Source organism: Streptomyces sp. NPDC088812, from assembly GCF_044750285.1.
GTDB lineage: Bacteria > Actinomycetota > Actinomycetes > Streptomycetales > Streptomycetaceae > Streptomyces.
Genome location: NZ_JBIVJP010000018.1, coordinates 193,322 through 207,655, shown reverse-complemented (window position 1 = coordinate 207,655; position 14,334 = coordinate 193,322). Strand labels below are relative to the sequence as shown.

At 73.6% G+C, this 14,334-nt stretch carries 10 protein-coding genes; 3 read left to right on the top strand and 7 right to left on the bottom strand.

Annotation, left to right across the window (positions count from 1 at the left end; all coding sequences use genetic code 11):
* The first annotated feature begins 215 nt into the window (after positions 1-215).
* Together ACIP67_RS29155 and ACIP67_RS29150 are read left to right on the top strand one after the other, a co-directional pair.
* Entirely contained in the window at positions 216-1,148 is a 933-nt protein-coding gene (locus tag ACIP67_RS29155) for a hypothetical protein (RefSeq protein ID WP_401695832.1), read from the top strand.
* A gap of 3 nt (positions 1,149-1,151) precedes the next feature.
* Positions 1,152-3,521, top strand: coding sequence for a hypothetical protein (locus ACIP67_RS29150; protein WP_401695831.1), 2,370 nt, complete (start codon positions 1,152-1,154; stop codon positions 3,519-3,521).
* A gap of 55 nt (positions 3,522-3,576) precedes the next feature.
* Here the strand turns inward: ACIP67_RS29150 and ACIP67_RS29145 are convergent, their stop codons facing one another.
* From ACIP67_RS29145 to ACIP67_RS29115, 7 genes are all read right to left on the bottom strand, one after another.
* Entirely contained in the window at positions 3,577-4,302 is a 726-nt protein-coding gene (locus tag ACIP67_RS29145) for a methyltransferase domain-containing protein (protein WP_401695830.1), read from the bottom strand.
* Between the two features lie 385 nt (positions 4,303-4,687).
* Positions 4,688-7,192: a SpoIIE family protein phosphatase gene (locus ACIP67_RS29140; RefSeq protein WP_401695829.1), complete on the bottom strand. Its 2,505-nt coding sequence runs from the start codon at positions 7,190-7,192 to the stop codon at positions 4,688-4,690.
* A gap of 411 nt (positions 7,193-7,603) precedes the next feature.
* Positions 7,604-8,047 (bottom strand): SRPBCC family protein, encoded by a 444-nt coding sequence (locus ACIP67_RS29135; protein ID WP_401695828.1) that lies wholly within the window; start codon positions 8,045-8,047, stop codon positions 7,604-7,606.
* Positions 8,048-8,738: 691 nt separating this feature from the next.
* Entirely contained in the window at positions 8,739-9,905 is a 1,167-nt protein-coding gene (locus ACIP67_RS29130; protein WP_401695827.1) for an rRNA adenine N-6-methyltransferase family protein, read from the bottom strand.
* Position 9,906: 1 nt separating this feature from the next.
* Positions 9,907-10,038, bottom strand: coding sequence for a hypothetical protein (locus ACIP67_RS29125; protein WP_401695826.1), 132 nt, complete (start codon positions 10,036-10,038; stop codon positions 9,907-9,909).
* A 220-nt stretch (positions 10,039-10,258) separates the two neighbouring features.
* A complete protein-coding gene (locus ACIP67_RS29120) occupies positions 10,259-10,834 on the bottom strand; it encodes a DUF6415 family natural product biosynthesis protein (RefSeq protein ID WP_401695825.1) in 576 nt (191 codons plus the stop codon).
* A 142-nt stretch (positions 10,835-10,976) separates the two neighbouring features.
* Positions 10,977-12,161: a helix-turn-helix domain-containing protein gene (locus ACIP67_RS29115; protein ID WP_401695824.1), complete on the bottom strand. Its 1,185-nt coding sequence runs from the start codon at positions 12,159-12,161 to the stop codon at positions 10,977-10,979.
* Positions 12,162-12,742: 581 nt separating this feature from the next.
* On the opposite strand from ACIP67_RS29115, the gene ACIP67_RS29110 reads away from it, so the two are divergent.
* Positions 12,743-14,320: an alpha/beta hydrolase gene (locus ACIP67_RS29110; protein WP_401695823.1), complete on the top strand. Its 1,578-nt coding sequence runs from the start codon at positions 12,743-12,745 to the stop codon at positions 14,318-14,320.
* Positions 14,321-14,334 lie beyond the last annotated feature (14 nt).

Here is a 14,334-nt window from a genome sequence, read left to right as displayed (position 1 = left end):
GGCAGGAGGCAACGTCCCGCACCCGGCGGCGCCTTTCACGCCGCGGGAGATCGTCCGGCCCGTTCCGCGGACCAGGGAGGCCTTGTTCCGAAAAACACGCCCCTCTTTCGCGCTTCGGCCCACCCGCACCGGCCGGGCGCCCACACTGTGCCCCGGCGGCCGGACGGCCGCCGGGGACGCGCGGACGGCAGGCCCGCGCCGGCAGAAGGAGAGCTGTGACGACGACCGCCCTGGTGTACCGCACCGGCCGTGACCCCCTCGGCCCGGTCCACGACCTGCTGGCCTCGCCCGCGCTGCGCGAACTGGTCGAGATGTTCGACGGCGACTGGCCCACCCGGGGCGGACCGCGCGAACGGCTGGCGAGCCTGAAGGCGTTCTCGCAGGTCTGGGACCTCCGCAAGGGAGGCAGCCGGCTCGCGATCGCCGCCGACGACGGGACGCTGCCCACGGACCGGATCCTGGCCCTCGCCGAGCAGTTGGGGATGGTGGAACCGGCCCCCGTCACCGGCGGCCACTTCGACTGGGTCCTCGTCCTGGGCGGACTGGCGAGCAGCTGCCGCAGCCGGGCCGAGTACGCGGCGAGCCTGCTGGGACAGGGCGCCTTCACGGCCGACGAGGTCTGTTTCCTGGGCTCCTTCCGTGCGCTCCTCGAGGGCGAGCGGGACGACGCCCGGGAGTTCGCCCCGGACGCCGGCCAAGAGGTGTACATGCTGGAGGCCCTCGCGGACGCCGAGTTCCCCTCGACGGCACCGTGGAGCACCACAGTGGACGGCGACCCCGAGAAAGCCCCGCGACGGGCCCAGTTGCGTGGGGAGCGGCCGGGCAAGCCGGGAGTGCGCCTGTACGCCGCCCGCAGCAGCGACCTGTCCCGCAACGCCAACACGGCCGACACCTACCGGCAGTTCGCCCGGGACGTCCGTCTGGACGCCCGACGGGTGCTGCTGGTCACCACCCACATCTACGCGCCGTACCAGCACATGGACGCCGTACGGGTCCTGGGGCTGCCGTTCCACTGCGAGGTCGAGACCGTCGGCACGCCGCCGCACCTGTCGCGTCAGGTCTTCGGCGCTCCCCGGTACCTCCAGGAACTGCGCTCCACGATCCTTTCCGCCCACGCCCTGGTCGTCGCGTGCGAGGCGGAGGAGTAGCGCATGGCAGCGGGACACGGCGGCCGGTCACCGGCCGCCGGGCGGGTGACACCCGATCACGTCGTACGGCTCATGCGGGTCTTCGAGGACCTGATGGCCGGCAAGGGACTCGCCGCGACGGAGCTCGCGGGGCTCGGTCCGTGCGCGATCGGGCTGGTCGACGCGCGGGGCTGGCGCGCGGACGGCCTGCACCGGGTGCGGGGGTGCCTCGAGCGGGCGGTGGCCGGGTTCGTGCGCCGGGGCGACGCGGCGGGCCTGCGCAAGGGGCACACGGCGCCGGCGGTCGCCGCGTCCGTACGGGCGGCCGTCGGCCTGTCCCACTACCCCGTGCCGGACCGCCTGGCGGAGGGCGGTGAACGGCGCACCGACAGCGGGAACGTCGCCACCTGGCGGGCCAAGGTCGCGTCGGTCGCCCTGGCGGAGGTGCAGCGCTGGTGCGACCGGGAGTGGGCCGGGGCGGGCCGCGACCATGTGGCGCTGCCCGCGGAGGACTACCCGTACTGGTGCGACGCGCCCGCCGACTGGCCGCCGCCGTGGGACCTGCGCGCCCTGACGGACGCGGCGGAACGCGTCAGGGACCGGCTCTCCCCGCGGGGCCGGGAGGCCGTCACCCCAAAGACGCTGACCCTCATCGGCCGCGCGTGGGCGCTGCGGGAGGCGGACCGCTACCTGGATCTCACCCGGTTCGTGCGGCAGGCCGGCGCGACGGTCGTCGTACCGGGGGTGAAGAACGGTGTCCGGGCGCGCAGCTTCCTCCAGCACGACGTCGTCGCCGCCTGGCGGCCACCCGCGCTGTTCCTCGGCGCCACCGACGCGCCCGCCGTCCTGGCCCGCCCGTCCGCCTTCAAGGGCGCCGACCTGTTCCGGGAGGCGGGGGCCGCCGCCCTGGCGCTGGCCTTCCACCGGCTGACCTGCTCCCCCGGCCTCCTGGTGGGCGAGATCGCCTCCTACGTCGCCACCGCGGTCCTGGGGAGCACCGCCCGCGCAGGAGCCCGCAAGGACCTGGCGCTCACCCTGTCGGCGGCGGAGATGAAGGCCCTGCACGACCTGGTCGCCCCGCCCCGGCCGACGCTCGACCGGCCCGGGAACGTCGCCGTCGACTGGCGGGCGCTGGACGGCCCGGTCTCCGTCCGCGCCCTGTGCGAGCTGGCCACCCTCTCCCGCAACCAGCCCCTGTTCCGGTCCGGGACCATCAACCAGTACATCGAGCTCCGCCGGCAGCTCGGCCCGCTCGACGACCCCGACTCCCCGGTCTCCCCGCACGAACGGCGGGCTCTGGCCCGCGCCGACCAGAGCGTCGAGTGGGACGCCGTCCACTACTCCGGCAGAACCGGCGGACCGGCGGGCCTGCTCGAACGGCTCCAGCAGGTGATCACCCGCTTCCCCAGCGGTTCCCATCCCGGCTACGCCACCCACCGCCACCGGGGGAAGGCCGTCGCCGCCAACAAGAACGGCCACCGGCACACGGCCCTCCACTGGGCCGCGCTGGGCCACTTCGACCTGGAGAACCTCCGCCGGGCCGGCCTCGTCACCGACGAGCTGGAACTGCTGGAGGCGGGCCACCAGCACGCGCTGTGCATCACCGGGATCTGGGTGAAGTGGCTGGAGGAGGCGCTCACCCACGGCGACCGGATGGCCACGCCCGCCTGGGTGCACGCCCGCTACGCCCACCACTGGGCGGCGCGGACCCGGCACCAGCTGGAGCGGCTCGGCGCGGCCCGCCCGCTGCCCCGGACGAAGGTCTGGTGGACGGAGGACGAGAACGACCGGCCGGGCATCAGCACCCGGCGCTGGCTGGTGCAGACGACCCGTCTGTACCTGCGCGCCCAGCTCGGCGCCCGCACCGCCCTGCTGGCCGGGCTGGCCACGGTCGACGACCTCACCGGGGTCCGCGCGGACCGGGCGGGGCCGCCGGTCCCCGAGGCGAGCCTCGCTCCGGAAGCCGTCCTCGGCACCTACCGGGAACTGCTGCGGCTCACGGAGATCACCGCGCAGGCCGACGGCCCCGAGACCACCCAGCTCGCCCTGTGGATCGGCTTCCTCAGCGGGGGCGGCATCCCGGCCGTCGAGGTGAGCGACGACAACGCGGCCGCGGAACTGTCCGCCCTCGGCCACCTCGTGCCCAGCCCCGACGTCTACGCGGCGCTCCCGGTCCACGACGGCTTCCGCCGCATCGAACTGGACACCGTCGCGGCCACCCGGTACCTGCGCTCCCGCAACTGGGACGCCGGCCTCCTCGGCCGGGTGTCCGTGCCGCCGCCGCGCGGAGGCACCCGCGGCCAGGGCAGGGTCTTCCACGCCCTCGACCGGACGGGGGCGTTCCGGAGCTGGCGCGCCGTCTGGGACTGCACGGAGTCCGAGGCCGCCACCTGAGGCCGCCACCTGAGGCCTTCGGCGGGCCGGGGGCGCCGTGGAGGGAGGTGCCCCGTCAGGCCGTCCGGCCGGCCACGATCCACTTCGACGGCAGCGCTATCCGGGTGCCGTCGGGCAGGAACTCCGTGGTGGTGAGGGGGAGGTCCCCGGCGGCGAGGACGGAGAGTCCCGCGGCGCCCAGATAAACGGGCACCGCGTCGTCGGCGACCTCGCCGGGGGCGATGCCGTGCCGGAGGACCGGCTCCAGCTTCGGGGGCGGTCCGTCGGGGCCCTCGGCCAGACCGGCGAGGACCGGACGGGCCGCCTCCGCGAGCTCGACGAGGAAGGCCCGGCCGCGGCCGCCGAGGAGCGTGGCGATCCCGTCCACCAGCGGCTGCCGGTCGTCGGGCTCGCACTGGTGCAGGACGCCTCTCATGTAGACGTTGGCGTCGCCGAGTTCGGCGTACAGCGCCTCGGCCGCGCCCTGCTCGGCGGCGTCCAGCAGTCGGTACGTCACCTGCCCGGCGGGGTCGGCGCGGCGGGCGTGGTCCAGGGCCGCGGCGGCCAGGTCGGTGCCGACGACCCGGGGGAAGCGGTCGGCGAGGAAGCGGGTCTGGGTGCCGTTGCCGCAGCCCAGGTCGATCAGCGGCAGGTTGGGGTCGACGAGCCGGGGCTCGAAGTGGGCGAGGTGGTGGGCGGCGGTCACCGCCGGGTCGGCGTCCCAGAACACCCCGCCCGCCTCCCCGGGGGCCTCGCGCCAGAAGCCCTCCCAGGCCTCCCGGTACCGACGCGTCACGCTCATGCCCAACTCCCCTGGATGCGAGGCCGATCCGCCGTAGTGACGGGCCAGTACGGTGTATCGCTCCCCGGGAGCACGGACAAGCGCGCCGCGCGGCCCGTCACGCCCCACCCGTACGGCACACGCCGTCGCACGCCCCTGCCCGCCGTCGCACACCCTGCCCACTGTCGCACGCCCCTGCCCACTGTCGCGGGCCAGGCCCGTCTTCGCGAACTCCCGGACCGACCATGGCGCGTCCGGTGCCCTCCGGCCGTGCGTGCGGTGCCCTCCGGCCGGGCGTCCGGCTCGCTCCGGCCATGCGTCCGGTGCCCTCCGGCCAAGCGTCCGGCTCGCTCCGGCCGTGCGTCCGGCGCCCTCCGGCCATGCGTCCGGTGCCCTCCGGCCGGCGTCAGCGCCGGGGCAGCGTCAGCTCGAAGCGGACCGACTTGCCGTCGGCCGTGCGGCTGGTACCCCACTCGCGGGCCAGCGTGCTCACCACGCGCAGCCCCCGCCCCGCCTCGTCGCCGGGCCCGGCACTCAGCAGGGTCGGCAGCTCGTGGTCGTCGTCGTCCACCTCGCACAGCAGGGTGTCCCCGCGGACGAGCCGCAGGGCGACGGGCCGGCCGTGGGAGTGCCGCAGGGCGTTGGTGACCAGCTCGCAGACCATCAGCTCGGCGGGGTACGCGAGGTCGGACAGCCCCCAGTCGTGGAGCTGCTCGCGCACCACCGCGCGGGCCCGGGCCGCCTCGCGCGGGTCGAGGGGGAAGGTCCACTCGGCGACGTCGCCGGGAGCGATGCCGTTGAGGCGTGCCATGAGCAGGGCCACGTCGTCCTTGCGGCCGCCCCGCGGGTTGAGGGCGCGGATGATGGTGTCGCAGGCGTCGTCCATGGAGGCGGCCGGATGCGCGGCGGACTCGCACAGGGCCGCCAGGCGCACGCCGATGTCCTCGCCGCGCACCTCGACCAGTCCGTCGGTGCACATCACGAGCCGGTCACCGGGTCCCACCCGGACGTGGACCGCCTCGAAGGGCACGCCGCCGACGCCGATCGGCGCGCCCGTGGGCAGGTCGAGCAGTTCGCTGCGGCCGTCGCCGGCCCGGACCAGCACCGGCGGGATGTGGCCCGCGTTGGCGAGGTGGAGTTCGCCCGCGACCGGGTCGTAGACGGCGTACAGACAGGTCGCGAGGTAGGTGTCGCCGAGGCGCTGGGCGAGGTCGTCGAGGTTGCGCAGGAGCTGGGCGGGCGGCAGGTCGAGGGCGGCCATGGTCTGCACCGCCGTACGCAACTGGCCCATCATGGCGGCGGAGTCGAGGCCGTGCCCCATGACGTCGCCGACGACGAGGGCGGTGCGGGCGCCGGGCAGTTTGACCGAGTCGAACCAGTCGCCGCCGACCCGTCCGAGCAGGGTGCCCGGCAGATAGCGGGTGGCGATGTCGCAGCCCGCCCTGCGTGGCGGGATGCGCGGCAGCATGCTGTCCTGGAGGGCCTCGGCGACGCTCTCCTGGTAGGTGTACATGCGGGCGTTGTCGAGCACGAGGCCCGCGCGGGCGGCGAGTTCGGCGCCGGTGACCCGGTCCATGTCGTCGAACTCGGCGCGCTCGGGGTGCCGCAGCAGGATCATGAAGCCGAGGACGACGTCGCGGGCCTTGAGCGGGACGACGAGCAGGGAGCGGCCGGTGATCAGGGGCCGGATGTCGCGCTTCTCGAACTGCGAGGCGATGGCGTGGCCCATCCGCTCGTCGACGCGCGGCACGAGGACCGGCTCGCCCGTGGTCATGCACCGGAAGAACGGAGTGTGTGCCGGGAAGGGCATGGCCTCGCCGACGGGGACCACGTCGTCCCAGCGGCCGGGTTCGTCGGTGTGCTCCACGGCGACCCGGTGCCACAGGGTGGTGGTGTCCGGCACCCCCTCGGGGAAGCCCTCGCCGGCGACGACCTGTTCCCGCAGATAGGTGCCGGCGACATCGGTGAAGCGGGGGACGACGGCCCTGCTGACCTCGGCGATCGTGCGGGAGAGGTCGAGGGAGGTGCCTATGCGGCCGCTGACCTCGTTGAGGAACTCCAGACGTTCGCGGACGGCCGCGTGCTCGAGGTCCTCGCCCTCGTCGTCGGGGTCCTCCGGCGCGGGCAGGCCCTCGGCGGCGGCACGGGCGGCGCGCTCGCGGCGGGCCCTGCGCTCGGCGCGCCGGGCCACCCCCCAGTCGGGGGTGACGGGCACCCGGTCGTTCTGGCTGAACTCCAGGACCGGATAGCCGAGTTCGAGGACCTGGCCGACGATGCGGGCGCTCTCGCCGACGCTCATGCTGGGCAGGATCTCGGGGAGCCGGCGGGCGAGGTCGGCGGCGCCGGGGAAGTCGGTGTGCAGGGCGAAGCCGGGTGCGATGCGCTCGACGAGCGGGCCGTCCGTCTGTTCCCGGTGGTACAGGGCGCGGGCGTCGGCGGCCAGCACGAGCAGCCGCTCCCGGCCCGGTCCGACGAGCGGGTACGCCCACCACAGCACGTCGACGCGGTCCCTCTCCCACCCCGCGGGCGGGGGGACCCCCGTCTCGCTTCTTCGCTCGGGCACCGTCAGCCGGGCCCGTCCCGCGGCGGGGTAGCCGAATCCGCCGTCGAGGGAGTCGCCCAGCCCCGGGCCGGGTCCGTCGGCGGCCGCGTCCTCCCCGTACGGGAGGTCCTCGTCGTCCTCGGGGAGGGCGCCGGAGACGGGCAGGAGGTCGATCGCGTCCTGGCCGATCGCCTCGTCCTTGGGGACGCCGAAGAGGCGGCGGGCGCCGCTGCTCCAGTGGGAGACGAGGCCGTCGCGGTCGACCACGACCACGGCGAGCGGGACGCGTCCGGCGTCGGCGGGACCGGCCGACGTACCGCTGTCGGCTCCGCGGCCGGGAGGCGTGCCCCTGTCGGTGCCACGGTCCATGGCCCAGACCTCTCTCCCCAGAGCTGTGCAAGATCCGTCCCCGCAGCCACCACCGTACGGCGCACGTCGCCGGACATGTGCGGCAATCCTGGAATTGGTTTCACCGCGGCGATGACGGGTACACAGGGGCGCCCCGGTGGTCCGTCGCCGCCGGTCGCGGCACGTCGGCCCTCGGCGGCGGCGCGAGCGGCGGAGGGCAGGAATGGGGTACGGCACCGGTCCGGCCCAGGACCGGTCAGGACCGGTCAGGTCGGCTCAGCTCAGGTCAGGACCGGTCAGGTCGGCTCAGTTGAGGTCGGATCCGGTCCCGTCCGGTCCGGCCCTCCGGAGGGAGGACGACCCGGACCGGCGACCGGCGACCGGCGAAAGGGCCCGACGGCCGTGGCGCGCCGGGCCCTTGACCGTGTGGGACTACTTCTCGACCTCGGTGGCGAGGTTGGCGAGGAGCACGTCGTAGATCCGGCCGAGGCCCTTGGGGGCGAAGGTCCTCTCGAAGAAGCCGCCGATGCCGCCGGCACCGGTCCAGGTGGTGGTGACGACGACGCGGGACCTGCCCTCGCCGGCCGGGGTGACGCGCCAGACGGTGACCATCGAGGAGTTGCGGTCCTTCTCGACGAGCTCCCCGTCGGTGGGCTCGGTGACCTCCAGGAGGCAGTCGCGGACGCGCTTGCTGGTGGCCTGGAGCTTCCAGTGGACGAGGGTGCCCTCACCGTCGCCGCCCTCGCGCACCTCGTACTCGCTGAAGTGCTCGGGCAGCAGGTTCGCGCGCGTACCGCTGTAGTCCGCGAGCGTGTCGAACACCGTCTCCGGGTCCGCCGCGACGACCCGCTCTGTGGTGGCTTCGACCTGCGCCATTGCTGTTCCTCCAGGTCCGTGGTGCTCAAGGTTCCTCGGGTGTGGGGGCAAGCCAACCACCCCGGGTCCCGGCCGCCCAAATCGGGGTTGCGCAAGCGGTCGCGGGACGGTCGGAAAGGGCCGTCGCACGATCATGGGAACAGCAGTTCTATTATGGGCGCATGACGCCACCGCGGAGGCGTCATGCGCTGGGAGAACTTCACCGCGGAGTCCCGCCACGGTGCACGCACGCGTGCGTGCGCTTCACTCAGTGACCCTACGTGATCTGCGAGATACCCATGCTGAGCACACCGCGCGCAGACAGGGCCTGGAAGGCCATGACCAGGTCGTTCCCGGCCCAGGCGGAGCCAGGGGACCGCCCCGCCGACGGGCAGGAGGCGGGACGGTCCGCGCGCGCCGCCTTGTTCGAGGGCGGCGGCGTACACCCCGCGGGCGGCACTCAGGTCGGCCAGTGGCTGTTACTCCGGGAACGCACCGCGCGCCGTCTCGAAGACCTCCACGGCGGCACTCAGAGACCCGCCCCGCCGGAGGCGCGCGGTACTCCGGCCGGGCGAGCGACCGAAGCAGCCCGTTTCTGAACGCGGACCGCCTCGGCCCTCGACGAGCGGGGGTTTGTTCTTGCCGACCCACCGCGGTGAGGTCCCGCCCGTCCGCCGCCGGTGGCGGACGGGCGGGGCCGGTCAGGGGCCGCTCAGAGCGGCCAGGAGTGGTCCGGCGTGTCGAGCCAGGCCCGGTGGGTGCCGTGGGGCGTGACGGTCAGCCCCAGCCGCTCATAGCCCGGCTCGTCGGCGTCCTGCCACCAGCGCAATGCCAGCGACACCTCGTCCCACAGCCTGCGCGGCCCGCACTGGTGGACGACCGCCTCCGGACGCTCGTCGCGGAACACCACGCACGCCCAGGAGCGGTCGGTGAGCCCGTAGAACCACACCGGCCGCGTGCCCTCCCGCTTCGGCGCGACCTGCTGGTGGCAGTCACGCACGAGCAGACCGATCGCGAAGGTCCGCGCGTCGAAACGCCCCGAGCCGAGCAGCTCGGCCTCCGTGACGGTCGTACGGGAGCGGTCGGCGCCGGCGACGCCGTCGGGCACATGACCCTGATGCCCCGTGAAGGGCAGGCGCTGGGCGCGCAGCTTCATGAATTCCACCGGCCCGGTGAAGGGGCCGCCGGCGCCGCTCTTCGTCACGGTCAGGCGCGCGACGGCGTCCGCGTTGCTGTAGTGCGTGCCCCACGGCGCCACGATGAGCCCGTCCGGCCGCGTCTGCTCCAGCCAGGCCGCGGGGATCCTGCGCAACCCGGCCGTGGCGATGACGCGGTCATAGGGTGCTCCGCCGGGGTCGCCGAGCGCGCCGTCCCGGGTGAGGACCAGGCCGAGGCTGCCGAAGGCGCCCAGCCGCCGGCGGGCGGCGTCGGCGACCGTGGCGTCGATCTCGATGCTCACGACGTTGTCCCTGCCGAGCCGGTGGGCCAGGAGGGCGGCGTTCCACCCGGTGCCGGTGCCGATCTCCAGTACGCGGTGGCCCGGCTGGACATCGAGGTCGCGCAGCATGCGGAAAACGACCGACGGCATCGACGCCGACGACGTGGCCACGTGGCCCGGACCGTCGCTCGCCCGGTCGTCCCACTGGGTGACGACCGGCACGTCGGCGTCGGCATAGCCCTCCCAGACGGCCGGGTCCACGCGCCGGTCCACGGCGACGGTGCCGCCGGTGTCCATGTCGTAGGGCCACATCACGTCCGGCAGGAACGCGGCCCGGGGGACGGCCGCGAACGACGGGACCCAGTCCGAGGACAGGTCCTTGCGCTCGAGGAGGGAACGGCCCAGCGCGGACCGCCCCTCCTCCACATCGGTGAACGTCATGTCAGCGGGAGAACCGCGGGCCGCCGTCGGGGGACGGGGGCTCGGACGGGCCGGGCCAGGGCTCACCCGGCAGGCCGTCGCCCCCGTCTCCGCCTCCACCGCCGGCGGCCGCGAGCATCATGCGCATCTCCATCTCGTCTCCTCGTCCGGTACGTCATCCTGGCCCGGTCCGCCCGGTTGCGGGAAGACCGGGAACCCCTCCCCCGGTGGCATCCGGACCACGGAGGGAGGAGCGTTCAGGGGTGCGACCTCCCCTGCGGTCGCCATGGGGGTGCGTCAGATCCGCGCCGGCACCTGGGCGAGGACCGGGGCGGTCACAGCCGTCCCGTACACGAGCCGGCCGGCGATCACCTTCACGTCGGCGAGCCGCTCAACTGCTCGTAGTGCTCGCACAGCGCGTTGAGGGCACGGGCCAGGCGCCGGGCGTGTCCGATCGGCCCGTGGTACCTGGTGGTCGGCTCGTCCCGGAGTCTCAGGCGCGCGTCACCGAGACAGGCCAGCGCACAGTGCCGGGCGGAACTCTGCTTGTCGAGCCTGCCGACGGCCTGCTCGACTTCGGGGATCAGCAGCTCCAAGTGGCCGCGCAGCGTGGCCGTGAGCGTCTCCAGTCGGGCGCCGGACGGCGGCGGGGTGACCGACGCGCCGTCGGCGAGCAGCAGCGCCCGGACGGTCTCGCGCATCGTCGCGATGTCCACGGGCGCGGTCGTGGTCGCGCTGCTCGTGTCCACAGCGGGGCTCACCGAGCGGCATCGCGGGCACGCGCACGGCGGATACCCGTCGGTGAGCGGCACGATCCGCTCCTCCGGGTAGGGCACGGAGACGGTCCCCCGGTCGCCGGTGACCGTGCCGTGCCGGTCCACGGTGTAGACCCGGATCGTCATCCCGGCGCGCTGTGGGCGGTTCGCGGGTGGGGCGGTACCGTTCTGCATGTCGACGCTCCTCAGCAGCGTTGGCCACGCCCCGGGACCGTGTCAGCGGTCGCCGGGGTCTTGTCTGCTATCAGAGTGCCGACATGTGAGGGCCGGAACTATCAGAACTCACTGACAGCTCCGGCCACCGATTAACGTCGCGTCATACGCCCAGCCATGCACCGAAGTTGAGAAAGTCATGCGGCATCTGACGCTTGGCCGCTTCGAGGCCGGTGTACGTCTCTCGCACCGTCGGGTGATACCGCGTCTGCTGGGGAGCCAACTTGCGCGCTGCGAGCAAGCTCTTGAACGCGGCGTCCGTACGGCCCGTCCACATCTGCGCCCGCGCGACCTCGGAGTGGTGGTGGGCAAGCCGCGACGGCGGCCAGCCCTCGGGGATCAGGACCTCCTGCGCCTGCTCCACAGCCTCGGGGTAGAGGTCCAGTTCCGCGAGCACGCTCACCCGGTGCACGCCGACGTTGGTCGGCCCGAAGGACAGCCAGTGCACCTTCTCCGCCGGCCCCGTGCGCTCAGCGATGCGGGCCGCCTCCCCGAGGTGCCCTTCCGCCGTGTCCTTGTCCTTGTCGCGCCCCGCGAGGACGGCGGCCCCGAGGTGCAGCTGCCCGGTCACCACGTCCAGGACCCGCCCGGCCTCCGCCTGCTGCAACGCGGACATGCCCAGGCCGATCAGGCGCTTGCCCGTCTTGTAGTCGCTCGCCCGGAGGTAGGCCAGCGCCCGCAGATACTGCCGCATCCCGCCGAGCACGGGATCGGACGCCCGCTGCGCCGCCCAGTCCATCCGGTCGAGCGCCACCGTGCACAGGTCGGGGAACCCCAGCTTGGTGGTCACGTCGTACGCCGTTCGGTACACGCTCGCCAGCAGCCGCCAACTGCGGTCAACCGGTGCGGTGTGCACAACCGTTGTCGCCTCGCGGATGAGGGACGGCAGGTCGGCGGCCACCTGCTTGATGTTCGTCGCCCGCACCAAGGCGCACAGCTTGTCGGCGTCCGCCTCCAGGTCCTCGATCGGGCGCGGCACGACATCAGGGTCCGGGCCCAGGTCGTAGACGTTGAGTGCCTCACGGATCGGGTTGATCAGGCCGTCCAACTGGTCCTGCCTCAGCTCCTGGACGTAGGGCTGGCCGTTGAGGTCGGACACAGGTACGGAAAGAGCTCGGGCGAGTGCTGCTACCACCGAGGGGCTCGCGGGCATGACGCCCTGCTCCACCTTCGTGAGGGCGCTGTACGAGACGTGCGAGAGGTCGGCCAGCTCACGTTGCGTCAGCCGGCGGACTTTGCGCGCATGCTTGATGCGTGCGCCTGTGTGCTCGCCAGGATACGGGGGCATACTGGTCTCCGTTCTGAACTCGACATTCAGAACGGTACCCCCAGGCCGCGGTCAGAGGCTTTCTCAACAGTCCCGCCCTACGGCGGGGGGCCGTTGTCACGTCGACAGTCGGTTCTCATCCACGACCGGCAGGTGACATCCCACGGTGCCCTGGCCGGTCCTGGGGGAGGAACGCGGCCAGGGCACCGGTGCAGCGCCCCGCTGTGCCTTGCGCACCGGCTCCCGAGCGCCGCCCGGAGGTCGTGCGCACCCTCGCCGGGCACGGCATCGGCTGCGGGGTGCTACCCCCGAGGTGGTACCAGCGCCGGATCACCCGTCAGGTCCACAAGCTGGCCGCGGAGTACAGGATCGGCCCCACGCGCGCGGGGATGCCCCGCAGGATCCGGTCCTCCGGACCGGTGGAGCGGCCCGCCGGGTCCGGGCCGACCCAACTCAGCCTGATCCGAGCGCGTCCGAGGGCATCCCGCGACGCAATCGGGTCAACAATCGGCAGAACGGGTTCTTACGGACGCTCTTTCCGGGACGATGCGCCGAGGGCCGTGACCACCACGGTCCGTCGACCTCCGTCCTGGGAGGACTCCATGAGAGAACGCGCAGCCGTGCTGTGCGCTGCCGCCGCCGTCGTGGCCGGGACGATCACCGCCGCACCCGCCGCCGCCGGACCGTCGCACCCCGCGGACACCGCCCGAACGGCGGCGCTCACCTGGAAGAAGTGCGCCACCACCGACTACCCGACGCTGCAGTGCGCGTCCCTGAAGGTGCCGCTCGACCACGCGAAGCCGGGCGGGAAGAAGATCACGCTGGCGCTGTCCCGGGTACCGCACACCGCGACGACGTACCAGGGGCCGCTGCTGGTGAACCCCGGCGGGCCCGGCGGCAGTGGGCTGACGCTCGCCGGCTTCGTCGCGTCGGCGCTGCCGAAGGAGGTGGCGGCCCAGTACGACGTCATCGGCTTCGACCCGCGCGGAGTGGGCGGGAGCACGCCGGCGCTGAACTGCGCGCCGGGCCACTTCAGCCCGGGGCGCCCCGACTCGCTGCCGGCCACCGGGGCCGTCGAACGGGCCAACCTCAAGCGCGCCAAGTCGTTCGCCGAGTCCTGCGGCAAGAAGTACGCGAGCGTGCTGCCGTACATCAACACCCTCGACGCCGTGCGGGACATGGACGCCATCCGCCGGGCCGTCGGAACGCGGCAGCTGAACTACTTCGGCTACTCCTACGGCACCTACCTGGGCGCCGTGTACGCCAAGCTGTACCCGGAGCGGGTGCGGCGGCTCGTCCTCGACTCCGTCGTCGACCCCACCGGTGTGTGGTACGAGGACAACCTCGCCCAGGACGTCGCCTTCGACGACCGCCACCGGGCCCTGATGGCGTGGATCGCCCGGCACGACGCCACGTACGGCCTCGGCACCGACCCCGAGGCGATCGAGGCGAAGTGGTACGCGATGCGGGCGGCGCTGGCGAAGCGGCCGGCGGGCGGCAAGGTGGGCGCCGCCGAACTGGAGGACACCTTCCTGCCGGGCGGCTACTACAACGGCTACTGGCCCTACCTCGCCGAGGCGTTCGCCGCGTACGTCACCACCGCCGACGCCGACCCGCTGGTCGAGGCGTACGAGAACTTCGCCGCGGTCGACGCCTCCGGGGAGAACGGCTACAGCGTCTACACCTCGGTGCAGTGCCGTGACGCCTCCTGGCCGCGGGACTGGGACGAGTGGCGCTCGGACAACTGGGCGGTGTACCGGAAGGCGCCGTTCATGACGTGGAACAACGCCTGGTACAACGCGCCGTGCGCGTTCTGGCCGACGCGCTCGCTGGGCCCGGTGAACGTCAGGAACGGCAAGCTGCCCCCGGTCCTGCTGTTCCAGGCGACGGACGACGCGGCCACCCCGTACGAGGGCGCCACGACGGTCCGCTCCCTGCTGCGCGGCTCCCGCCTCGTCGTCGAGGAGGGCGGCGGGAACCACGGCATCACGCTGAGCGGGAACGCCTGCCTGGACAAGCACCTGGCGGCGTACCTGACGGACGGCACGGTGCCGCGCGGCACCGGCTCGGTCGACGCGGTGTGCGACGCGCTGCCGGACCCCGAACCGCTGAGCGCGAAGGCCGCCACGGGCTCGAGCCGCGGGGCGACGCTGCACGGGCTGCTCGGCTTCCGCGGCTGAACACCCGTCGTGCG